Raw genomic sequence first — 24,005 nt, 5'->3', positions numbered from 1 at the left:
CTAAGTTATCTGAATAGCTAATAGCTATTCTTTTTTTATCAAAAAAGGAGGAAAATGTTTGAAGAAGATTAAAAAAATTATTAATGGATGTTTACTGATTGTATTATTGGTGCTTCCGCTCTTCACAAGCGTGAGTCAAGTAAAAGCTGCAGAAGGATCATTTCATAAAATTGGAGATTGGGTGTCAACGTGGCATTCTAAGTTGTTAAATGGTACTCATTGGACAGAGGAAGGAGCCAATATGATGACTATAGATGGCAAAACAGCTTTTTGTGTTGAACATGGGATTCCACTGACGACTCCAGGTCCAGGTTTTGAGCCAAGTGAATTGAGTATTCCAGAAAAAGATCGTTTAGCATTGATTGCTTATTATGGATATCAACTTAATCCAAATGCATTAAATTACACAATTACTCAACACATTATTTGGGAAACGTTTGGAAATGAATTATTGACGACACAAGTCCCTAACTATCAGGCAGAGAAGCAAAGAATACTAAGTCAAGTTGATTCTCATAATATTAAACCAAGTTTTGATGGTCAAAATATTGAGATGAATGTTGGTGATTCAATTACATTAAACGATACAAAAGGTGTGTTAGATAAATATAAAGTTCTAGCCAATAATTCAGCTAATTTAAAAGTTGAAAAATCAGGAAATACCCTAAAGTTAACTGCAACAGCAGATTCAAAAGAAACAGGGAAACTACAGTATGATATTGCTAATAAAAATGATGTTGGAACAACTTTTGTTTATCATAAACAGGGACAACAACGATTAGCAATGTTCAAATTGAACTCAGCAGGTAGTTTCGGTTTGAATATTAAGGTCAATTTGAACGGTCATATTAAAGTAAAAAAAGTCGATGAAACCACAAAGAAGCCTTTAGCGAACACGACTATTAAATTTGAATACAAGGATCAAACTAAAACGGTTATTACAAAAACTGATGGTTTAGCTGAGTTAAAAGACATCAAAGCAGGAACAAAAGTAAAAATTACAGAAGTGCAGGCAGCTGATGGTTTCATCAATAAAGGCTTGTCTCAGGAAGTCGTGATTGAGCCAAATAAAACAATTGAAATTGTGTTGAATAATAAACCCCAAATGGGACAATTAAAATTAAACAAACTCGGGAAGCAACCAACAGAGTTAACGTCTGTTAATTCTGAATATGGATTTATTCAACAAATTGAATACGGTCAAATTCCTTTAGAAAATGTCACATTTGATTTGAAAGCTGCTGAGGATATTATGGTAGGCGGTACAAAAAGGCACAGTAAGGAAGACATTGTTGCAACTGTCACGACAAACAAAGACGGTATAGTAGATAATATGCCTAAGCTCTTTTTAGGAAAATATGTTGCAGTAGAGAAGAGTGCCCCTTCTGGTTTTATCATTGATGAGACAGAATTACCATTTGAATTCACCTATGGAGGTCAGACTGTTGAATTAGTCTCTACGAGTTTAGAGGTGGAAAATGAATTTCAAGAAGTTGAGTTGCTAATTCATAAAGAGGAGCAGAAAATTGACGAATGGAAAGAAAACGAACCGATGATTGAAAATGTTCCATCCGAGGAAAAAGTGTTTGGACTCTATAATGTTGAGAATATAAAAATTAACGATAACTTGTCTGTTGATGCCAATAGCCTTATGGGCGTTATAAAAACAAGTGAAGGAGTTGGTCGGGCACAACTAAATCTGCAGGTCGGTAACTACTATGCAAAAGAATTAAATTCAGGATCACTGCATGATTTAGATGATCGTCAATTTTCATTTACTTTTGATGGTAACAATATAGACGAGGTGATAAAAATTAATCTATTCAATGAAGAAGATAAACCAATTCTTAACAAGTTACACTTTAATCATTTTTCTTTTATCAAGGAGAACGAAAAGGCAATTTTTCAAGAAAATGAAGGGTACGCTTATGATTTTTCAGGAAATGCTGAAGGAGCAGCATTTACATTAGAAGATGAAGAGGAGAAGGTGATTCAGACTGTCTCAGCTGATGAAAACTCCATTGTCTCATTTGAGAATGTTCCAGTGGGTACATTTTTATTACGAGAAAAAGAGGCATCTTCTAGTAAGTACATTGTCTCTGAACAACCGATAAAAATTGTTTCCACAATTGAGGGAATCACTGCATATGATGAAAAAGGAAAAGAATTGTCACAAAAAGAAAAAAATTCTGAGAAGGAAGGTTCTAAGGCAAAAGAAACGGATTCACCCGTTGTCAAACAGAGTTCAACTTCTCTTACTCCTGTTGAAATTGAACCTGTAGATAAGGAAGAAGAATCACCTAAACCAGAATTAGCTTCTAAACCAATGTTCATAGTAAAAAATCTCTTGAAAAAAGCCCCCGTAGAATTATCCAAAATTGATATTGCTACATCAGATCCATTGCCAAAAACAGGCATTCAGATTTTAGATGAGGAAGGTAAAGTTGTCGTGGAAGGTCGAACAGACCCAGACGGACTGTTCAAATTTGAGGCTCTGCCTGCAGGGAAATATAGCTTTAAAGAATTTGATGCTCCTGACGGATATGAACTAGATGAAACGCCAGTGACATTTGAAATTAAAGAAAATAATGAAATTGTGAAATGTGAAATGACCAATAAAAAGATACCAGAAACACCACAAATTGAAGAACCAGAACCTGAACATCCCAAACTAAAAGAAAAGGGCTTTTTACCCCAAACGGGAGAACAACAGAGGAATAAACTAATTTTAGTAACAGGTTTATTGCTAGTTGTTTTTGCTTCTGGACTAGCAGGCTATCAAATGTACAAGAAAAATAAATTAGCTAAATAAAGGGTGTTGGTTAAAATGAGACAATTACGAGAAGACGAATGGATTCGTTTATGGACAAAAAATAAGCGCAAGCAATTAAAAATTATAGCAAAAGGCGATCGAGTATTATATGATCGCCTTTTTTCTTTGGAAAAAACAGCCACTCAGCAAAAATATGAGCGTCTAAAAGAGAAACAAATTACAACAACACCATTCATTTTGAAATTTCTACTGCAATTAGAGAAGTATAACTTAACGTTAGATCAACTAAAATGTATTTTAGATCATCAGAAAGAAAAAGAAGGGAGAGGAAATAATTGAGCGTTTCAAAAAATGACCTAAAGAAGAAAAAAGATATTGTTGCGACAATATTAGAAGCAAAAAAAATGAACTATGACGATTGGTTGGATAGTCAATATCAACAAGTCATAGAAGAAAATATGAGCTTTTTACAAAATACCATTCAATTCTACTTAAAGAATGCAGGAAAGGATGAGAAAAATAGATAAAATCATAGCAGCACTAACTGCACTAACAAAATTTGCAGAGGCTTTTACATTAGGATTCGCGGTTTTTCAGCTAGTCAATGCAGCGCGTGGAATCATGGAAAAAAATCCGCAAAAACGCGAAGAAGCAAAAGATAACATCAAATATATTGCAATCGGCGTCATCCTTTGTGTTTCGGCAGAAATCATTATTAACTACTTGAAAACTTTATAGGTTTCAGAAAGGAGTGCATGAGGTGCATTTAACAATTAAAGCTGACCGTTCAATAAGAAAGATGATAAAAGAACGAGACATACCATTGTACCAAGCGGATGCAATTTTGACTGATCTAGACAATCATTTACAAGATAAAGAAAAAATTTCAACCGTGGAATTATCTCTAGTTGAAGAGGAAAAGACCATTTTTCGAGATGAACTGGAATTAGGGAATGGAACTTTCCAGTCACTTATTCTTTTTGTGACAAACACTTTGGACAATGTTTTCAGTGGTATTCCGGAACAAGACAAAAATGAATTTTTAGAGAAATTGATTATCGAAATACACAGAGTTCCTTTTCTAGACGAGGAAGACAAGAATGAAAAAGTCAACTCCTATGTAGCTGGAGATAAACAAGAAAAACTGGGAAAAGAGGAGCTAATCTCTAGTACCGAAAAACAACCAGTAAATAAACCGTCTCTTTTTTCTAAATTATTTGGACGTAAAAGAAGGATCATTTATCTTTTTTCTGGTGTAGTTGTTTTGTTCGTAAGCGTATTTTTATATTTCAGCTTTTTTCCAGAGACTCAGACATTGCAACAAGCATTTAATAATGCTGATTATACAGCAATCATTCAATCAGATAAGGAATCCCAAAAGGACTTATTACTCAAAGCGAAGGCTTATATTAAGCTATCAAAAGTGAATGAAGCTGAAAAAATAAATAAGAAGTTGAAAAATAAAGAGCTAACCTATTTGATTGATGAATTTTATATCCGCGAAACATATCGTTTTATTCAAGAAAAAAACCTAACCGCAGTTAATGAATTAGTTACAAATGTTGATAATAAACAGTTAACAAAAGATGTGGAGCGGGCTAAAGAGATATTGTCTTTATTAGGAGCAATAGATGCTCATTTAAAAGATAACAACCTAGATACTATCAATCGATTAAAGGATCATTTAAATAAAGAATATGATTTGATTCAGTTTAATGCTTACTAAATAGGAGGTATTACCTGAAAAAATTGAATGAGTTTCTTATTTTTAATAGGTAGAAAATAAGAGATGGGATCAAAGTGTCATCACGTTTTAGCTTAGCATGTTAGTTTTATGACAATAAAAAACCGCTTTAAATAAAAGCGGACTAATATAATCATTTGTGATTACGCTTCTTTTTTCTAGCAACGTCCATACCGGCACCAATAGCAAGGTCAACACCAATTCCAAGCGCCAGTTTATTGAAAATGATACCAAAGGTGACACCAAAAATAAGGCCGAAAGTAGTCCCGTTTACTTGATTCTTTTTTTCATCGTAATCCCTCTTTTTCTGTGATTAATTAGATAATTCTATCACAAAAGGAGATAAGAATATATGGTACCTAAGGTGTAGCAATTTATTAATATCAAAGAAAGTAACGAGAGTTGAAAGAATATAGTGAAAGATGAGTTAAAAAGGAGGAATGCCTATCTATCAAGAAAAAAAACAAGTAAAGAAAATATTGGCTAGTAAACAGTTTTTGGTACTCAAAGGTTGTTACATGATCTGTTTAGATTTACTTATTGTGACAGGAGCATTTTACTTAGTAGCTGTACTAGCAAAATATTTAAAAGCAATACAGGAGTTTAAGGTGACAGGTGTATTTGAAGGTTCGATGGTTACTTTTTTTACACCAACCATAGTAATGGATGTTTTCCCATTGTGGTTATTGCGAATCGTCTTTTTTTGTACACTTCTTTTTGCAGGCATTCATACTATTTTTCGTCTGTATGATACGTGGAATGCTTATAAAGACCTTAATCTAGGGACCAAGGGGACAGAAAAATTTACGACGAAAGAAGAGCTAGACCAACAATATAAAAAGATACCATTAGATGATCAGGAATATCAGGGACATGCGGGAATTCCAGTAGCAAGTGTCGTAGAAGATGGGAAACGATATGTTTATATCGATGACAATAAAACAAATTCATTAACTGTAGGCGCTACACAATCAGGAAAAACCGAGATGTTCTCGTATCCTTTTTTGGATTTGATTATGCGAGCTGAAATCAAAGAGTCTGTTATTGTCAATGATTTAAAAGGAGATATGTTAAAAAATACTAAAGCTGATTTTGAAAAATTTGGTTTTGATGTTTTCTGTTTAAATTTGGTAGAGCCTAATAATGGGATTCGTTATAATCCATTAGAATTGGTTAGGAAAGCTTATTTTAATCAAGATTTTAGTAAAGCTCAAATGTATGCCAATGCCTTTTCTTTCAGCCTCTATCATAATGCTAATGCAAAGGAACCCATTTGGCAAGAGGCGTCAATCGCGTTGCTCAATGCACTGATATTAGCTGTTTGTGAGATAGCACTGCAACAAGACAAAATCAAATACGTTAATATGTACGCGATAGTCACCATGTTAGAAGAGCTAGGAGGGAACCCAGATAAAAATGGGGTTACGGCACTGGATAAATACTTTGAAAATTTGCCTCTTTCGTCTGTAGCAAGAAAACAATATGCGACAATTAAATTTTCGCAAGGGGTAACGCGATCAGGAATTATCACCAACACGATGGCAAAACTGAAAAATTATACCTACGATGCTATCGCGAAATTGACAGCTGAAAATGATTTAGATTTAGAAGCAATCGGCTTTGGAGAGAAACCGATTGCTTTATTTATTGTATATCCTGACTGGAATGATGCAAACTACACCATTATCGCGACATTGCTTTCACAGTTAAACGAAGTATTATCAGAAAAAGCAACGTTATCTAATAAAAACGCTACTGTTAGAAGAGTTCATTATCTATTAGAAGAAGTTGCCAATATTCCTGAAATCACTGGCTTAGCTAGAGCAATGAACGTTGGCCTAGGTCGAGGATTAATCTATCATTTAGTCGTTCAATCTTATGCACAGTTAGATGATAAGTATGGCAAAGAGCTAGCCAAAGCGATTACAGGCGCTTGTGGCAATCAAATCTACATCATGAGCGATGAGTTGGATGACGCAGAATACTTTAGTAAGAAGCTTGGGCAAGCAACTGTGGTAACGGGGGATCGGCATGGTGATCCTCTAGCAATGGATAAATCTTATGGGGAGCGAGAAGAAGGAAGAGAGTTGTTTACTACAAATGAATTACGAGATTTAAGACCAGGAGAGTGGATTTTAGATCGAACGAAAAAGCGTCGGGATTTAGGGAATCAATTGATCAAACCCTATCCTATATTTGCAGGACATGATAACCAGTTGTATATGTTACACCGATATGAATACTTACTGCATCGATTCCATAACGACTTGTCTATTTCAGCACTTGACTTAACTTTGAAGCATCTGCCCATTAATTTATCTGAATTAACCATTCCATTTCATCTGAATTATGAAACAGAAGAGTCACTTGATGATATTGATGAGGTGGCGACACAACAGACTTTAATTGACAAAGATCAAGATAAATATCACTTTCTAAATAAACTGTTACAAAAAGAATTGAATGAAAAAGAGTTTGAGTATTTTCAAGAAATGGAAACATTAGAAGAAATTAGACAATTTTTGAATATTCCTGCAAGAGAAAATTTGCATCAACTATTTGAAAAATTATTTAGTTAGGAAGGAGTATGCTATGTCAAACGACGAAATTTTAAAGTATCTTATCCAGTTTGCAGACTACTTGAATATAGCAAGCTGGGTAACCTCAATATTAAGAAGTATTGGTTTATGGATTTTACGATCACTCTCTAATTTTATTGACATCCTCTCACAGAGTGTCTCAAAAATTTATGGATTGTTAGACTTTTACAATAGCTCGCAAGTTAGAAATTTTATCGAGCCCTATCTACCCTATATTTTTATGCTGGGTACGATTGCCTTGATCTATTTAGGCTATGACATCATGGTAAAAGGAAGGACAGAAGGGAAAAAATATTTACAAAATTTTATGATTGCCGTCACATTGTTTGTTGGACTACCTTATATTATGTCAACGGGAACACAACTTTTAATGGGAGGAGCGCAAGAATTTAATAACAATGAGTCTGCGAGTTTGCCTGTATTTCAACATAACATTACAGATTTGTATGCAGTTGATAAGACTGGATGGAAAAAAGCTGAACCACAAAATACGATTCAGGAAAAAGATGATTTGAAATTCTTGGACATTGGAGAAGCAGTTGATACGGGTGGTTGGCTTTTTGATAACTCACCATTATCTGGAAAAGGCAAAGATATTTTATCAAAAAAAGTAAATGTCGTAGACAATAAAAAAACGGCTGTCAATTTAAAATCTTATTTTGTAAGGGATGATGAAGCTTATTTTAGATATTCATGGCATCCATTTTTTATTCTAATGGAACTAGTTGCAAAAGCACTAGTCTATTTTTTTGTCTTATTTAAGGCCGCGAAATTAATCATGGAACTAGGATTTTTGAATATTTTTGCACGAGCAACTGCATTAACGGAATTTGCCAATGACCAACGAAACAAACAGGTCTTTTTGAAAATTAGAAACACCTATATTGTTTTATTTTTAATATTGATACTTATCAAGGTTTTTGATTTATGGACAGCCTATTTGTCTGCTCAAAATCTTGATTTTTTTGTGCGAATCATTGCGACCTTTGCGGGAGCTTGGGTAACTATAGATGGTCCTAACATCATACAAGAACTATTTGGTATTGATGCAGGTTTATCTAGCATTAGTCATGGGATTTTAGGATTTACACAAGGGACAACAGCGTTAAAAAATATAGGAAGTAGTGCTAAAAATGTTGTGAAGAATACAGCTAAAACGTCTGGAAATGTGGCACGTGGCGTGGGTAAAGGCGCTTTGTATGCTGGAAGTGCAGGTAAAGGAATTTTAGATGGATTTAAGTCTTCTCATCAAAACCCACAACAAGATATAGATAATTTTGTGGCCAACCCTAACCCATCAACGGATACAACTGGCAATACTACAACAGAAAATAAGGGGCCTAGTCAATCAGAAAATAAACCAATGGCTAGTCAATCTAATCAGAAGGATTCTCCTCAAGGGACAAAAATTCAAGCTAATACTGTATCTCCACAAAATGGAAAAACAGAAAAGAGTTCAAGTAACAACCTGAATCATGACAAGACTGGTAGTCAATCAATTAATCCAGATATGAGAAATGTGTTAAGTGATGATAAAACTAAAAAAATAAGTGAGTCAATCAATCAAGGACAAGCAAATTATGATAGAGCGTCTAAGCAGTCACAATCTGAAAAAGCGTTACAAAGTCTATTAAATCCATCTACTAAGATAGAAACAGGCCCATCATCTTTTCCTAAAATGAATCAAAACCAATTCCCTAAAAATGTGCAATCAGCTCAAACCAAATTACAGGAAGATATGCAACCACGAATACCTGATTCAGACACTTTAGGAGATAAAGCTGTAGGAGCTTATGCAAATATCGCGAATAAAGTCTATCACAGTGCGCCAGTTAGGAAAGCTTATAAAACATATGATGTCAGTAAAAATACTACACAAAGTTTACGTCAGATAAAAAAAGAATAGGAGAGAGTAAATGAGAAAATTTGTCCAGACACCACGCAAAATTGTTCTGGAAGCCCAATATGAAAAATTATCAATGAAAGATGTCTTAATTGTACTCGCGAGTGGTTTCTTTGGTTTCGCGACAAAGATGATCATTTTCAGCTATTTTCAGATTCCGTACATGTTGTTTTACCCGATTGCCACCTATTATTTTTTATCACCATCTAAGGATTTTACAAAGAAAAAGAATTATCAGGTTACATTGCAAGTGATGTTTAAACGTCGTAAAAATTATTCCACGAAAGGAGCGTAAAAGTATGGAAAGGACACAATTTGATGCCGTCAAAGAAAAACGAACACACGAGAAAAAATCAAAACAGAAAAGAAAAATTGGGTTACTTGAAATCTATCCAGTTAAAGGGATAACGATGAAAGATCACGTTATCATTGAAACAGACTATCAACGTTATTATGCGGTGTTTTTTGAAGTGAAAAAATATGATTTGAATTTATTAGATGAGGATGAAACCGCAACATTAACGAATGGCTTTTGGAATTTTTTAAAGCAATATAATAGTTCAGTTAAGGAAATTTATATGAATTTTCCAGAGAATAATTATGCGCAACAAAAATATCTCGAACATAAAATTGCAAAGGCTATGAGTAGCTATCAACTCAACCGACTACGATTAGAGTTGGATAAGTTGAAATTTATTGAAAATGGTTTTGACAAAAATACTAGCTACCTAGTAATCTATGGAAAAACTGAATCTGAGCTAAATATCAATATAAAAAAATTTCAATTTCATACCCAGTTATATCACCCAAAACAGTTAGATCAAGCAACAATAAAAAAAGTATTGAGCTTACAGAACAATAGAGGAGGAATTAAATAGGTGAGGTATACAATGAAAAAGGCGAACGAATTGAATGTTAGTGACCAATTTGTTCTCGATACCCAACCAGCTGGTGGGCTGTCTACTCGCCATGAATTTTATAATCGTTATGGAGATGGTTATGGTACATGCGTTCATATTTATGATACGCCTACTATCTTTAATGAGTTCTGGTTATTAGATTTAACGGAGTTACCTAATTCAATGATGATGGTTGATTATATGACAGACACCTCCATTGTTTATGAAAAAGAGGTAAGTGAAAGTGTGGACGAAATGAAAGCTCGTCAGCACACAGCCAAGTCACAGGCTGAAACAGATATTTTTTATAAAGAAGAACAATTGTTGAGGGAGCTCAATATGTCTATGACGAATGAGGGAGAAAAAATTAAACAAATTCATATTCGTATTTATCTCAATGAAAAAACAATTGATGCATTGGAAGAAAAAACGAATGATGTTCTTATTAAAATTAACAGCTCAGGTTATAAAGGAATTGTTCTTTTGGACGAACAATTGGAAGAGTGGCAAGCAATGTTTCTACCAGCAGAAGAACAACTGAATTTAAGAAATAAACCACAACCATTAGAGAAACCCGCTGAAGCTTTAGGGCTTGGTTTTGCTCATAACCAAACCTCATTGAGTGATCCATCTGGTCTTTATTATGGTGTGACAAGGACAGGTGGGACTGTCTATTGGGATTTGTTCCATAAAAGCGCGGCCAGACTATATTACAATTTATTTATCACAGGTGATATGGGCTCGGGTAAGTCTACAACACTAAAAAAAATTCTTTTGGACAATGCAAGTAAAGGAAATTTTATCAGAGGATTTGATAAATCGGGAGAATTTGCAACGGTGGTCAAAGAATTTGGAGGACTCTCAATTCCGCTAGATGGTAGTAAAGGCATCATTAATATGTTACAAGTTTATCCAACCGTAACGAAAGGAGAGACTGCAGAAATTGATGTCCAAGCGTCGTTTTCTCAGCATTTAAGTAATTTGAGTATGATTTACCACATCCTCAATAAAGATGCCAGAAAAACGGATTTAAAGACCTTTGAAAGCCTTCTGTGGGATTTTTACATCAATCAAGGGATATGGGGGGATGTTAGTGCAAATATTACTGACTTACCCAATGAAGCTTACCCCACTTTATCGAAGTTTATTGATTATTTAGAGACTAAAATGGATGCTCCAATCGATTCGTCCTTGTATGAAACATACAAGGATATTTTAATTACCTTTCGCGAACTTACGAAACAGTATGCCACTATTTTTGATGGAACAACGAGCATTCAAGAACTATCTGATAATCAAGTTGTTTTCTTTGATATTGCAACACTTTCATCATATAAAGAAGAAATTTTTGATTGCCAAATGTACATTGCATTAAACAATATCATGGGAAATGTTATGCGAATCGGCAAAGAAGAAAAAGAGGCGTGGGAGAATGGAGAAAAAGAATTTATTGATATTCGCCGTTTCCTGATTATCGTAGATGAATGTCACAACATTTTGAATATGAATAAAGCATATGCAACAGATTTCTTTGTGACCTTAATGTCTGAGGCAAGAAAGTTTTTTGGTGGAATTGCACTAGCAACACAAAGAATTGAGCGGATGTTTCCACGTGTGGATAATGTGTCGGATAAAGAGATGGCTCAAGCTGCAAGCAAGTTAAAAGAGATTTTTGGACTAACCCAATACAAAATTATTTTAAAACAAGATGTGACGTCTATCCCATTTATGAAGGGTATTTTTGAGGATAATTTTACAGAATTAGAATATAGTCTGATGTCACAATTTAAGACAGGGAAAGAGGTCAATGGCTCACAAGGAATATTAAGTATCTCAGGAAGTGATAATTTGCATATGACGTTCCAAGTAACGGATGAAGAACTATCACTATTCAAAGGTGGCGCATAAATAATTAAAGATAGTTTAAATAGAAGTTCAAGATATCAATGAATGCAAGGCCGCCAATTACTATAGGGATGATTGTGAAAACGATAGTTAGATAAAAAGATTTTGTCCGATTTGATTTGAAATTTTGAACCATCGCAAAATAGGAACATACTATCAATGTAGAACAACAAAGTAACATGATAGGACTTCCGTTACCTCGGTTTTTACCAGAAGAAATATAAAAACTTCCACGATAAAAACTTGACGTCATATGCATTCTTATAGCAAATAGCAGCAGTCCTAAGATGATTGCTATTACAATAAAAAACTTGTTAAGTGGCTTTTGAGCATGGAAATTTTTAAATAATTGTTGGATTTTTTTCATGACATAAACCTCCTATCCATAATAAAACTGTCTACTTTATTAGTTTATATTCAAGTTTTATGATAGAAGAGAAATGAGGAAGAGTGATAGAAAGATGATTACGAGAATATAAGCAATTACTTTTGATTTTCGAGCTAAATTAACAGCGGTATCATTAACAGAAATATTTATTAAGTATATTGAAAAAATAATACCAAGTGTGCATAAGAAAATGATCATGTGAGTTCCTCCTAGAAATTTATGCAATAATTATTTACATGGTTAGCTGTCGTTCTTAAATTTATTTGATGTAGTAGCGTAGACTACGCTTGCAATGACAATCACAATTGTTAGGCTAATGAAAAGACTAATAACGATAGGTGTTGGAAAAAAAGCTAAGATGAGCATTAGAAATGAGCAAATAATAAGGACACTCCCGACAAGCTTTCCTAACGACTTTCCATTTATTGTTTCTCTTTCTTCTTGTGTGGCAGTATTATAGCCTGCGATGAGCATTAACCATTTTCCACGCAGTAATTGTATCCCGCAAACAATAAAAATAAGGATAAAAGGGAAAAGAAAAATAATAATTGACCAGTCCATGTCAAACAACTCCTTTAAGATAATTATACTCTTGATTTATACAGAAATAAATCAAGAATTGATGGTTATTATACAAGATCAAATGTGAAATAAAAGTGGATGATTAAGTATTACGACACTATCCGCATTAAAAAATAAAACAAAAAACATTATTTTGTATGATATACTAATCAATGTAGAAAAGTTATGACGGTGGCTACTTCTGAGAGGTGGTGGTGCTTATGGAGATAGGTACTGAAATCTACGAAAGGAGAAAGCCTTTTGTCAGCATTAGATGCAATTAAACTGATTCTAAGCTTTGGTATGTTTACCATTGATTTGATTCATTTAATTGTCTCCTTGCTAAAAGACAAAGAAAAATAACCGTCGTATCTTTGGCAGGATAACGGTTATTTTCATAAATAATTAAAATCTGCTACCGTCTTAAACGGTTCTACAGGAGAGAGTTATGTTTGCACATATCTCTCTTTTCATCTACCATTATACAGTAAAAGAATGGAAAAATACAGAAAAATAGAATCAAAATTAAGTGACATGATAAATAGAAAAGTTGAGGTAGAAAAATGAAATTAGAAGAGAATGTTTTTCCAAGCTATACACGTATTTTTGAAGAGACAATTCAGCATCTAAAGGAACTCAGAAAAATTGGGGAGAAGGAGACAGGAAAATTAGATGATGAGGCAACTTTTTTGTTCTTGATAGTTGGAAATATTAATTTACGCTTAAATACTATTTTTTTTCTTTTGGAAAATGGAATTACAGATGGAGTTCTTCCTCTGCAACGAACGGTTTTTGAATTACAACTTGCCTTCCATGCATATTCAACTGCAGAAAATAAAAAGAAGTACATTGAATTTTATTTAAATAAAAAAGGCTTTGAAAGTGCCATTAAATGGGATAAGTTATTGGCTAATGAGGGCACTGGGGTATTTACAGAAGAAGAGCGGGAAATTGTAGCTACATTTAAAGACAAATACATCCAATCAATTAAAGATAATTCCAATGTATCTGTTTTTAAATTATGGTATGAACATGCTAGCAATAAAACAGCTAAAGAACTAAGCGATGAATTTTTTACAAGTATAGAATATTTTTCCAATTATGATGAACTTTCAAATTGGCTCCATCCACAAAGGTTAGAAGAAAATTTGGATAGTTCAAATTTTGATCAACAGATACCAAATGAATTCCTAGAAATGTTAATTGGTTCCTCAATTTGGAATGTAGATTTGTTGGGTAAAGATATAGCCTTCTTGGCAAAATATTTTAAAATTAAAAAAAGTCCGAGTTTGTTTAACTATGGAGAAATGATTGTCGAATTTTTAGAGAAACTACAAAAATTATCAAAATATAATGGGACACAAAAAAGCTAATATAAAGAATGCGAATTGACTAAGAATCGAATAGGGGGAATTTTAAGTGGTCACTGACTATTATTTGAAGATGAACAATATGTTTGAAGTTACTCCTATGAAAGAAGAAAAGATAATCTTTGATTTATTTTATAAAGATAAAAAAATTAGACCTCAAAAACTAGTAAATATGGTTGAGTTAGTATGGAATCAGCGACTAGAATCACAAGCCACTTTACTAAATAAATCCCCTCTTGTATTTCATCTTAATCATGTACGTGTGGATTTGGGATATCAAAAAAAAGGATTTATGACTTATTCAGTTAGTAGCTGTATTCTGTCAATTCTAAAAAAAAGTGAATTGAAAAATGAGATACTTGAAATTAATCTTGTACATTCAATTCCAAGTATTTCATCAAATACAGACAAGAATAGAGTCTATAAAAAAATGCTAAAAAATATCATTGATTCTGATAGAGCAAATGCAATTAGGTATCAGTTGTATTATCCAGATAAGAGAGAAGAAGATATAAAATACTATGAAAATCTTTTGGAAACGACAAGAAATAAGATAGATGAAAATTTAAGGCAATAAAATAGTTATCCGATAAAAAGTAACTTTGAAAAATTGAATATTTTAGATAAGTAGTCTCACGGAAGCGAATTTCATATGAGGCTATTTTTTTATGAATAGGAGAGCGATTTTATGAAACTAAAGAAGACAAAATATTTATATATGGCCATTGTCAGTGTTTTTGTTCTAGCTGTAAGCATGTATTTTTTTTCAGATAAAAAAAATAATACTGGGCAGGAGATACCAAAGGAATTGGTTAAGATGAAACCAAAGGAAGAGCAAGAAAAAGAAGAAACAAAAATAGAAGAAAACTTTTCAGCACAAGAAGAGATTGGACAGATATCACAAGGATTTATTGCTAACTTCTTTGATGATAAATCTAGTTTTCTAGAGCAGAGTTTACCATTTATGCATGAAAGTTTAGTAGAAAAAGCTAAAAAAGAACCACGCCAAAACGGGTTTTATGTTAGGAATATTTATGAGGAAACCATTGACCAAGTGAATGAGAGTTATCATGCTAGCTTTACGTTTGAATTAACAAGTGCTCAACAAGGAACAGCCTCATCAACGAATACAATAGAAGAACTAGAGCAAACAAAAGAGACTATAGGAAACGATGACACAACGAAAAAATATCGTTGTGTTTTTATTTTCCAAAAAGATAAGGAAGAAAAATGGCTCATTTATGATTATGAATTAACGGAGATAGAAAATGAAAAGCCTAGGTAAGAAACTACTGAAAAAAGGCATGAAGAAAATTATTTTTTCACTATTTATTGGTACAACCTTGCTCATCACTATTATCTTTTTTGTGACCATTATTTTAGTTGGCGCAATGATGGATGATAATAATCAAAACGCTAACGATGTAGATATTGAAATAAGTGCGTTAGGCGAGAAAGAAATACCGGCAAAATATATTCCAATATACAAAAGAGCAGGAAAAGAATATGGAATTGCATGGACGCTGATTGCAGCGTTTCATAAAGTGGAAACTAATTTTTCTACGTCATCTAGTATGGTCAGTTCAGCTGGCGCAATTGGACATTTTCAATTCTTACCAGAAACATGGTTAGGATGGTCTTATGGTGCGAATCCACCAGAAAATATTTATATAAACCCTAAAAAGATTGCTCAATATGGTGGTTATGGAGTTGATGCTAATAAAGATGGAAAAGCTGACCCATATGATATTGAAGATGCGGCTTATTCTTGTGCTAATTATGTGAAAGCAAACGGTGGAATGGAAAAATTACACGATGCTATTTATGCTTATAATCATGCTGAATGGTATGTGGATCGAGTGATGAAATACTATCAAATGTATAGCAAAGGAGACTATAAAACAGCAGGTACTAGTAGTGGCAGTGAGCAAGGTAAAGGGGGTTACCAGCTTCCTATAAGTAAACCAATTGTTTTAACAAGTGGTTATGGTTATAGGACTAACCCAACAGAGCTAGGGCCCTCAAATCAATTTCATAACGGGTTTGATATGGTCAATAGTGATCATGTTGTCATGGCTGCGAAAAGTGGCAAAGTGGTTTATGCTCAATTTGATTCAGGTGGCTTTGGAAATGTGGTATCTATTCAACATGATGATGGTTATTACACCATTTATGGGCACTTAGCAATGATAAAAACGACTGTTGAAAGACAAGTAAAAGCAGGTGAACAAATTGGTGTTATGGGAACGACTGGGAACAGTACAGGTGTGCATTTACATTTTTCTGTGACAAGAGAATTATTCTCTGACTATGTTGATCCAACTGGTTTTATACCAAGTTTACAGTAAGTGAGGGAGTGAAATGATGGTCAACTTAAGGAAAAAGCGAGGGGGAAAGTACATTAGGAATCTGATTTTTATTGTACTGACATTTCTATTTTTGATAACAAGTAAGGTGATTTTTAATGAGAAAAATGAACAAAAAGAGACCAAATTAAATAGTTCTGTTTCTTTGTTAGATAAAAGTTTTACACTTGTTAATCATGTTTATTTTTCAAAAGATCAAACAATCATGTTCGAACTTTATACAACAGAAGATAATGAACCTTTACCAGAAAAAATAGACGTTGAGGCGAAAAAAGAACGTGGGGATATGAAAAAATACTCAACAAAGTTATACAAAATAAGTGATAATTATTTGGTTTGTTTTGTGCAAAATGTTCCAGATAAGTGGACGCCCCTCCGTGTTGAAATAACTGATAATAGTAAGAAGAATGCTTTAACATTAACTAATGATTCATTATTTTTAACTCGTCAATCAATGAAAGAACAAGAGACGTTAGTTATTCAAAGTAGCACTTTTTATGAGGAAAAATCCTTAGATTATCTTGCGGAAGATGCTGAAAAATTCATAGCCAAAATAGAAAAAGATGCAAAGGGAAAAGAAAATGAGATTGAAAAAATTCAGACAGCTAATATCAATCTAAAAGGGCAATTGGATATTAAAACAGAAGAAGAAAAAAACAGTTCACTGGAACAAATTACCACAAATGAGTCTAAGATTGCTACTCTAAAAACGGAGATAGCCAAGATGATTTCTGATAAAAAAGCGTTAGAGGAAAAGTTAGAAAAAATCAAAGTAAAGAAACAAAAATTGACTGAAAAATAGATGAAATGCTACCGTTAAAAATGTCTTTTTTAACGGTTATTGAAAATTTAGAGTAGAAAAGAAACGAAGTTATGGGAAAAGAGGGACTGGTAAAACCAGCATTTTTACTGGTCTATTTAATACAAGTGATAGCATCAGAAAACAAACCGCACTGCGGTTTCTATCACTTGTGATAGCAGTTTTCCCTTATGCCCTTCAACCGAAAAAGAGGTGATTTTAGCAATGTAACAAGATTTTTGTTTGCTTTCATTAAAAAATATGAGGAGGTTGATGATGCATTGGAAGCAATTTTAATCAGACGTTTGGAAGCAAAAACAGTCGCTGCAATTGATGATTTAGCTCGCAAGAAGAGAGTCTCTCGTGAGCAGTATGTGCGTGATTTAATTCATAATCATGCCATTAGTGTGGAAGTTGAAGGCTTACACGAAGGCTATCAAGATATCGTTCAAAAGGTGCTCTTTGCCTTAGAAAAGAATACAGACATATTAACTAAATTTTTAATCGCAAATGGGGTGATAGAGGATGGTGATTAGAAAAGAAATACGCTTTAGAGATCCACACGAAACACCTTATGGTATTGCCTATTTAAATAAGTTTATTGAGCGAGAACCGACACAACCACTTCATAAAATTTTAGAGACTATTTTTGAAGAACATGACCGTTTAACTTCTATACAAGCTTATTATGAATTAGCCAATAAAAATCTGTTATCAGAGATTGAAAAACTGTTTAAACCAACTCAATTGCGGTCAGGTTACACAGAAAAAAATGTACGTATTTTATTGGAGCTATGGAATACCTATTTGTTCAATTCAGACCTACAAAAAATTCTAACAACAGACGAGTTCCTGGCCAATATTTTGAAAGAGGCAAGGGAAAAAGTGAATCATGATATAGCGAAAACTCGTGCTAAAAAATTAGAGTTTGATCGATTAAATGAGTAGAAAACCAGGGATCGTTGTAAAAAACAGCTTTGTCAATGGATGGCAAAAACAATATGTAGCTTACATCAAATATATTAGTCGTCCAGATGCGATACGAAATAAATTTATGAAGGAGTTCAATATTCATAGTTTGGATGGCTACAATGACTATATGAATAACCCTGAAAAGACAAGCGGACTGTTTACTGCAAACAAAAATCATCTAATAAAAGCTGAACGAAAAATACTGCGTCAGCAATTTCAAAAAGCTCAAGATAATCAATCTGTGATGTGGCAAGATGTTGTGAGTTTTGACAATCCTTTTCTGGTCAAACACAATTTGTACGATGAAGAAAATCATGTGTTGGATGAACAAGCAATTCGGCAATCAATCAGGGAAGGTATGGCCTTTATGCTACAAGAAGAGGGGTTAAAAAACTCCGCTCTTTGGACCGCGGCCATCCATTACAACACGAAACATATCCATGTTCATATTGCCATTGTGGAGCCGGAACCAACGCGACCTTTTAAAAACTTTATTTCAAAAAAAGGATATGAATTTGAAGCAAGGATTGGGCGTAGAAAATATAAAAGCCTAGGTCGTTTTAAAAGCGTTGTGGCTAATTCTTTAGTGAACCATGATGATCAGCTCATGGAAATTAGTAATCTGATTCGAAATAAATTAACAGGCCAGTCAATGATTTTAAAACCTAATCTTAATTTTCAATTGAATTTTTCTTTGAAAGAAGTAGAACGAAAGTTACCAAAGGACAAACGGTTGTGGCGCTATAACAATAATGCGTTGAAAGATACGCGTATTAATATAGATCATTTTATTAGTTTGTATCTGACACAACTTAAACAAAAGGAATTAAACCAATTAGAAAGGGCTTTAAGAAAAGAGGTTGATTTCCGAAAAGATTTGTATGGAGAAGGTCAGCAAGGAAAGGAAAAAAATCGAGCAGAAGATTATCGGAAAAATAAATACCATGAACTGTATACTCGCTTAGGAAATAGTTTATTAAGAGAGTTGAAGGGGCGGGATTTTGAATTAGAAAAAACAAATCATCTTAAAGGGAGGGCAACTCATTATTTTTATAATCATATGAATTTGAATCTTATTAAGAGAATGTTTAAAGGGGAGCTTGAGAAAATCAGGAGTATGAAGATCTATCGAGAATTATTGAGAGAAAATAATGAGGAGAATGATTTGACCTTGAAATGACGATAAAAATTATATTTAATTTATGATTTTTAAGTGGTAAAATGATGTTGCAGAGAAGTTTATGAGGTGGCAAGACTTCGAAAGGAGTTGTTGCCTATGAACCATTTTTTATTGGCTAGCTCCTAGAAAGGAGAGAGTGTGATGTCTGTATCAGACGCCATACAAGCGATGCTTGCATTTGGTGCTTTGATTACAACAATCATCTTTGGCATATTAAATTATGTAAAGGACAATAAAAAATAGACCTCAAATAACTTTGGCAAGTTAGGTCTATTTTTTAATCAGCTTGTCACCATCTTAAATGGCTCTGTTGGGACGTGTTGACGCACGTCCTTTTTATTTACACTTATTATAGCATATTTTAGCTAAAAAATCATAATTAGACACTAAACAATCGATCATTTGACCACTTTTTTATTGAAAAGGAGGGATTTATGAGTAGTGAATTTAATGAATTAATTCAAAAAGCAATGCAAGTGAGTATCATTTCAGTTTGTGATGATCATGGTATACCTTATAAAGAATTAAGAGACGAATATCGCTTAAAAAATCATGGTATTGCCATTTATAAAGCAGATAATAAATTCCACTGGTTCTCAAAAGAATTGAATGGTAATACGATTGATTTTTGTAGAGAATATCTAAATATGGAATTTAAAGAAGCGCTCAACTATCTTACTCAACAAGACTTCAAAATCATTCAGCCAAAAGTCAAAAAGAAGAAACCGTTTCATTATTATTTTAAGCATGATACAAATTTTGATCAGGTCTATAACTACCTCGTGTATGAACGGAAAATAGATGATGAAATTATCAAAGTACTACACAATAAAGGCTACATTCAGCAAGACATTAATAAGCAATGTATTTTTGTTTGGGCGAAAGATGGACAACCAGTTGGGGCAACCATTCAAGGAACCATGATTGATTATCAAGAAAACGGAAAACGAGGAACCCTTAAAAAAATTGCCTATAACTCTGAGAGTAATTTTGGTTTTAATGTCTCTTTAGGAGAGCCTACCAAGTTGTATATTTTTGAATCAACAGTTGACTTATTAAGTTATTGGACATTAAATAAGGATTTAAAAAATTGCATGTTGGCAAGCACCGAAGGCACGAAAGAAAAAGCTGTGTACAATTTTATGAATTACATGTATCTGTCAAAAAAACAGTTACCAGTTAACGGCGTTTATATTGGTAGTGATAACGATGCTGCAGGGCAAAAAATGTTAGAGAAATTTGTCGGTAAAAGTTTTGTTTATCAAAAGGAAAACGAGGAGCATCTCGACATTACTTTTTTTAATAATATCCCCAATGATTCTCAAATACCTCAAAGAAATATAGACATTTACCAAAAAATTTGTAGAGAAGTGACCAAATCTTTATCAGATGAACGAATAACAGATTGGCGATTTATGGCTGCCATTCACAAGGCGATTACGAATCTATCAGAAAAAAATATACTGGCGAATAATCAGAAGTATGATAAGTATTTTGGTGATGCAAAGGCCAATAGTAAAAATGCTCAAATAATTGATTTTGAAAAAGAATGTAAAAAATTAGGTCAAGCAATGCAACAATCATTATTCATGGGAAAGCTTAGTATGAATCGTTTATTAGATCAGAAAAATAATGTATCTGGAGGAATTAAAATACGAAGTAAGATCGAAAAAATTTATGAGGCGTATTGTCTTTATTATGAGCCAGTAACAGTACCTATAAAAAATGATTGGAACGATGTACTTCATGATCAATCAAAGGAATATACGTATTTTGATGGTCAAGAAAATTATGCACGGATTAAATACAATAATGGAAAATTGAATATCTTCAAAAAAAGTTCTTCTGATAAAAAGGAAGAGCTTTTTTTTGAGGCCGACTCTGCAAAAGAAATGGATTTTTTGTTAAAAAATTATGGGTTTTATGCGTTAGATAAAGAAGATTTTCATCAGTACAAACAAGAGATGAAGCAGCAAAAAATGCAACTAGAATTAACCATATAAGGAGGGATTAGTTATTAGTAAAGAAAAAATAAAGTATTACCAAGAATGGGAGACGCCACCAAAGCTATTTGAATTGTTAGACAGTATTTATCATTTTGATTTTGACTTAGCAGCAAATGAAGACAATGCTAAATGCAAAAATTATTTCACAAGAAAAGAAGATGCCTTAAGACAAAATTGGTCTGTTTTAGGAAATTTATTTTGTAATCCACCACATGCGCCTACTATGCAGACGGATTTCGTTAATAAAGCTTATTATGAATCGTTGAAACCAACGACAGGTATTATTTGTATCCTGATTCCAGCGAGAACTGATACATTGCGTTGGCATAACTTTATCCTTGGAAAAGCAAGTATTTATTTTATTCAGGGACGTATTCGGTTTTATTACAACCATAAGGAGTGGGAAGATCATTCGACCTTTCCGAGTGCGATTATTATTTTCAATGAACCAGATGATACAAATAAAAAGTTATTGGAACAACACGGAATTCGAAGTCCTAAATTTGAGGAGTATCTATGAAGTTTCTAGATTTATTTTCTGGCATTGGTGGCTTCCGTTTAGGATTGGAAAAAGCAGGCCATACTGCAATTGGATACTGTGAAAAAGATGAAAAAGCGCGTAGGAGTTACCAAGCAATTTTTAAGCCACAGAATGAATGGATGGCTACGGATATTACGAAGGTTACAGACAAAGAATGGAGGGATTTATATAAAGTTTACGGAACAATTGACCTTATCGCCGGAGGTTTTCCCTGTCAGGCATTCAGTCTTTCAGGGAGAAGAAAGGGCTTTGACGATGCTCGCGGAACGCTGTTCTTTGATCTCATGCGTGCCGCTCGGCAAATCAAACCACGCTTATTATTTTTTGAGAACGTCTCAGGGCTTCTATCTCACGAAGACGGACGTACATTCGCTACAATCTTATCCATCATGGATGAGTGCGGGTATGATGTTGAGTGGCGTGTGCTTAACTCTAAAATCTCTGGACATGTCCCTCAAAATCGAGAACGGATCTATATTATCGGACATACTAGAAAAGAAAGTTTCTACAAAGTATTTCCTCTCAGAGAAATACCTCAAACGATTTTTAGAAAACAACATTACTCTAATGTGACTAATGTAGTCGGGGTAACAAGAGAACGAAATGCACCAAGATTTGGGAATACGCAAGCAGTATATAGTGATAATGGGATTATTGGCACCTTGATGGCTTCTGATGATGGGAATGCAAAGCAAATATTAGAAGAAATTCATTCATTTGAGGAAGACGATGTGTTTATTAAAATACCTGAACAAAATGAAGGATTAAAGTTTCCACAGCAGTTAAGTTTATTTGAAAATATTCAAAAAAGTGAACCAAACTATCTTGTTACAAAAGCAGCGATGATTAAAGATCAAACACTTCCTATCATCTCGAAAAGCGATATTTCATTTGCAGATAGTCGTTTTTTTAGATTAAGACGTTTAACAGCTAAAGAATATTGGCGGCTCCAGTCTTTTCCTGATTGGGCCTATGATCGAGCTGCAGCTGTGAACCTTGAGTCTGCTTTGTATAAGCAAGCGGGCAATAGTGTGACAGTTAACGTTATTTATGAGATTGCTAAAAAATTACATTAAATGAAGGACGAGAAAATAATTCTCGTTCTTTTTTCTTTTCAAAGGAGGAAAAAGGATGATAAAAGAACCTGTATCAGTTTTAAAGAATGGACTATTTGAACATGGTATTGAACATTCAACTGAGCAAATTGCAGCGTATATAGTACGGGCTAATCCTCAAAATAAGTATGAGTTTAGAGATATAAAAGGGGGACTATTGTGCACAACAATTGGCAATTTTTTAGATCGAGTACCTAATCAAAAATGGCTAGTTGAAGAGCTACAGCCACTTCTTGTCAAAATGCAATTCAATGAAATAGAGATTCCTAAAGTACCTGTTTATACACGAGAGCAAATTAATTACGAAGGAGGTATACCAGTAAGTCCACTTGCTACAACAAAAAAATATGATTGGATGCAGCTAACATTTCACGAATGGGGATCAGAAAAATTGGCAAGTCAATTGTTAAGGCTAAGGGAGGAAGAAATTGAGCCTTATGAATTAATGGATCATTTATTTCAACTCCCAACCAAACAATTATTTAGTTCAGAAGAAGAAGTCATCCAATTTGCTTTCTTTCATCCGAAGGCTGCTAAGAGAACATTTGAAACTATTTTAGAGCAGATGGGTAAACAATTAAATCCTTTCGAAGACATTATGTATTTTGGAAAGATGATGTATCGCCAGACGTTGGAGGAAATGTATGGCGGTATAGAATACCAAAATGGATTTGATGACACAATTATTTTTGATGAAGCAACAATAGAAGAAATTTTAGAGGATGCATCTATAAAAAGCAATCAGCAATTTTTATCCTCTTATTTTACCGGTTCAGAAGAAATAGTTCCTCTAGCGGATGAAAAAATTGAAATCGATATGACGAGTAAAAAAGAGCACAAACAAAATGATGAACACGATTTAGAACTTTGAAAAGGAGGTTTC

26 protein-coding genes and 1 pseudogene are annotated in these 24,005 nt (G+C 33.6%); 24 read left to right on the top strand and 3 right to left on the bottom strand.

What is annotated here, in order from left to right; translation table 11 throughout:
* Positions 1-58: 58 nt before the first annotated feature.
* The 5 genes from AC4BBR_RS09395 to AC4BBR_RS09375 are packed head-to-tail and all read left to right on the top strand — an operon-like array spanning position 59 to position 4,499.
* Entirely contained in the window at positions 59-2,812 is a 2,754-nt protein-coding gene (locus AC4BBR_RS09395) for a SpaA isopeptide-forming pilin-related protein (RefSeq protein ID WP_490459317.1), read from the top strand.
* Positions 2,813-2,827: 15 nt separating this feature from the next.
* Positions 2,828-3,112, top strand: coding sequence for a hypothetical protein (locus AC4BBR_RS09390; RefSeq protein ID WP_490459316.1), 285 nt, complete (start codon positions 2,828-2,830; stop codon positions 3,110-3,112).
* Positions 3,109-3,300 (top strand): hypothetical protein, encoded by a 192-nt coding sequence (locus tag AC4BBR_RS09385; RefSeq protein ID WP_490459315.1) that lies wholly within the window; start codon positions 3,109-3,111, stop codon positions 3,298-3,300. Before AC4BBR_RS09390 ends, AC4BBR_RS09385 begins: the two co-directional genes overlap by 4 nt.
* Entirely contained in the window at positions 3,284-3,511 is a 228-nt protein-coding gene (locus AC4BBR_RS09380) for a hypothetical protein (protein WP_490459314.1), read from the top strand. The genes AC4BBR_RS09385 and AC4BBR_RS09380 overlap by 17 nt, the downstream gene beginning before the upstream one ends.
* A gap of 22 nt (positions 3,512-3,533) precedes the next feature.
* Positions 3,534-4,499, top strand: coding sequence for a hypothetical protein (locus AC4BBR_RS09375; protein WP_490459313.1), 966 nt, complete (start codon positions 3,534-3,536; stop codon positions 4,497-4,499).
* Positions 4,500-4,650: 151 nt separating this feature from the next.
* On the opposite strand, the pseudogene AC4BBR_RS09370 reads toward AC4BBR_RS09375, so the two are convergent.
* Positions 4,651-4,773 (bottom strand): annotated as a pseudogene (locus AC4BBR_RS09370) (glycine zipper domain-containing protein); the annotation flags it as partial.
* 190 nt (positions 4,774-4,963) lie between these two features.
* Between AC4BBR_RS09370 and AC4BBR_RS09365 the strand changes: the two are divergent.
* Genes AC4BBR_RS09365 through AC4BBR_RS09345 form a run of 5 tightly spaced genes read left to right on the top strand, consistent with a single transcriptional unit; the run spans position 4,964 to position 11,827 of the window.
* Positions 4,964-7,096 (top strand): VirD4-like conjugal transfer protein, CD1115 family, encoded by a 2,133-nt coding sequence (locus AC4BBR_RS09365; RefSeq protein ID WP_490462098.1) that lies wholly within the window; start codon positions 4,964-4,966, stop codon positions 7,094-7,096.
* Positions 7,097-7,109: 13 nt separating this feature from the next.
* A complete protein-coding gene (locus AC4BBR_RS09360; protein ID WP_490459312.1) occupies positions 7,110-9,023 on the top strand; it encodes a pLS20_p028 family conjugation system transmembrane protein in 1,914 nt (637 codons plus the stop codon).
* A gap of 10 nt (positions 9,024-9,033) precedes the next feature.
* The gene (locus tag AC4BBR_RS09355; RefSeq protein WP_490459311.1) at positions 9,034-9,315 is read left to right on the top strand and encodes a DUF5592 family protein; all 282 of its coding nucleotides are present in this window, start codon (positions 9,034-9,036) and stop codon (positions 9,313-9,315) included.
* A gap of 4 nt (positions 9,316-9,319) precedes the next feature.
* Entirely contained in the window at positions 9,320-9,898 is a 579-nt protein-coding gene (locus AC4BBR_RS09350) for a hypothetical protein (RefSeq protein ID WP_490459310.1), read from the top strand.
* A gap of 12 nt (positions 9,899-9,910) precedes the next feature.
* Positions 9,911-11,827 (top strand): VirB4 family type IV secretion system protein, encoded by a 1,917-nt coding sequence (locus tag AC4BBR_RS09345; protein WP_490459309.1) that lies wholly within the window; start codon positions 9,911-9,913, stop codon positions 11,825-11,827.
* A gap of 4 nt (positions 11,828-11,831) precedes the next feature.
* Here the strand turns inward: AC4BBR_RS09345 and AC4BBR_RS09340 are convergent, their stop codons facing one another.
* Both AC4BBR_RS09340 and AC4BBR_RS09335 read right to left on the bottom strand, forming a co-directional pair.
* Positions 11,832-12,191, bottom strand: coding sequence for a hypothetical protein (locus AC4BBR_RS09340; protein WP_490459308.1), 360 nt, complete (start codon positions 12,189-12,191; stop codon positions 11,832-11,834).
* A 261-nt stretch (positions 12,192-12,452) separates the two neighbouring features.
* Positions 12,453-12,773: a DUF3784 domain-containing protein gene (locus AC4BBR_RS09335; protein WP_490459307.1), complete on the bottom strand. Its 321-nt coding sequence runs from the start codon at positions 12,771-12,773 to the stop codon at positions 12,453-12,455.
* Positions 12,774-13,034: 261 nt separating this feature from the next.
* Between AC4BBR_RS09335 and AC4BBR_RS09330 the strand changes: the two genes are divergently transcribed.
* The 14 genes from AC4BBR_RS09330 (at position 13,035) to AC4BBR_RS09265 (ending at position 23,993) form a co-directional block, all read left to right on the top strand.
* Entirely contained in the window at positions 13,035-13,136 is a 102-nt protein-coding gene (locus tag AC4BBR_RS09330; RefSeq protein ID WP_490459306.1) for a putative holin-like toxin, read from the top strand.
* 200 nt (positions 13,137-13,336) lie between these two features.
* Entirely contained in the window at positions 13,337-14,146 is an 810-nt protein-coding gene (locus AC4BBR_RS09325; RefSeq protein ID WP_490459305.1) for a DUF5677 domain-containing protein, read from the top strand.
* Between the two features lie 46 nt (positions 14,147-14,192).
* Entirely contained in the window at positions 14,193-14,720 is a 528-nt protein-coding gene (locus AC4BBR_RS09320) for a hypothetical protein (RefSeq protein WP_490459304.1), read from the top strand.
* 111 nt (positions 14,721-14,831) lie between these two features.
* Positions 14,832-15,428: a hypothetical protein gene (locus tag AC4BBR_RS09315; RefSeq protein ID WP_490459303.1), complete on the top strand. Its 597-nt coding sequence runs from the start codon at positions 14,832-14,834 to the stop codon at positions 15,426-15,428.
* Positions 15,412-16,491 (top strand): peptidoglycan DD-metalloendopeptidase family protein, encoded by a 1,080-nt coding sequence (locus AC4BBR_RS09310; RefSeq protein WP_490459302.1) that lies wholly within the window; start codon positions 15,412-15,414, stop codon positions 16,489-16,491. The genes AC4BBR_RS09315 and AC4BBR_RS09310 overlap by 17 nt, the downstream gene beginning before the upstream one ends.
* 13 nt (positions 16,492-16,504) lie before the next feature.
* Positions 16,505-17,311, top strand: a complete 807-nt coding sequence (locus AC4BBR_RS09305) for a coiled-coil domain-containing protein (protein ID WP_490459301.1) — start codon at positions 16,505-16,507, stop codon at positions 17,309-17,311.
* Positions 17,312-17,499: 188 nt separating this feature from the next.
* A complete protein-coding gene (locus AC4BBR_RS09300; RefSeq protein WP_490459300.1) occupies positions 17,500-17,844 on the top strand; it encodes a hypothetical protein in 345 nt (114 codons plus the stop codon).
* Entirely contained in the window at positions 17,834-18,256 is a 423-nt protein-coding gene (locus tag AC4BBR_RS09295; protein ID WP_490459299.1) for a hypothetical protein, read from the top strand. The genes AC4BBR_RS09300 and AC4BBR_RS09295 overlap by 11 nt, the downstream gene beginning before the upstream one ends.
* On the top strand, positions 18,249-19,460 hold the full coding sequence (gene mobP2 / locus AC4BBR_RS09290) for a MobP2 family relaxase (RefSeq protein ID WP_490459298.1): 1,212 nt from the start codon (positions 18,249-18,251) through the stop codon (positions 19,458-19,460). Before AC4BBR_RS09295 ends, mobP2 begins: the two co-directional genes overlap by 8 nt.
* Before the next feature lie 141 nt (positions 19,461-19,601).
* Positions 19,602-19,703: a putative holin-like toxin gene (locus AC4BBR_RS09285; protein ID WP_490459297.1), complete on the top strand. Its 102-nt coding sequence runs from the start codon at positions 19,602-19,604 to the stop codon at positions 19,701-19,703.
* 191 nt (positions 19,704-19,894) lie between these two features.
* Positions 19,895-21,463, top strand: coding sequence for a DUF3991 domain-containing protein (locus AC4BBR_RS09280; protein WP_490459296.1), 1,569 nt, complete (start codon positions 19,895-19,897; stop codon positions 21,461-21,463).
* 13 nt (positions 21,464-21,476) lie between these two features.
* On the top strand, positions 21,477-21,986 hold the full coding sequence (locus AC4BBR_RS09275) for a DNA N-6-adenine-methyltransferase (RefSeq protein ID WP_490462097.1): 510 nt from the start codon (positions 21,477-21,479) through the stop codon (positions 21,984-21,986).
* Positions 21,983-23,083: a DNA cytosine methyltransferase gene (locus tag AC4BBR_RS09270; RefSeq protein WP_490459295.1), complete on the top strand. Its 1,101-nt coding sequence runs from the start codon at positions 21,983-21,985 to the stop codon at positions 23,081-23,083. The genes AC4BBR_RS09275 and AC4BBR_RS09270 overlap by 4 nt, the downstream gene beginning before the upstream one ends.
* Before the next feature lie 55 nt (positions 23,084-23,138).
* Positions 23,139-23,993: a hypothetical protein gene (locus AC4BBR_RS09265; RefSeq protein WP_490459294.1), complete on the top strand. Its 855-nt coding sequence runs from the start codon at positions 23,139-23,141 to the stop codon at positions 23,991-23,993.
* The last annotated feature ends 12 nt before the right edge of the window (positions 23,994-24,005 follow it).

The organism is Enterococcus sp. AMC1251, assembly GCF_058216535.1.
Note: the sequence above shows the minus strand (reverse complement) of the source record. Positions and strands in the feature narration are given on the sequence as shown.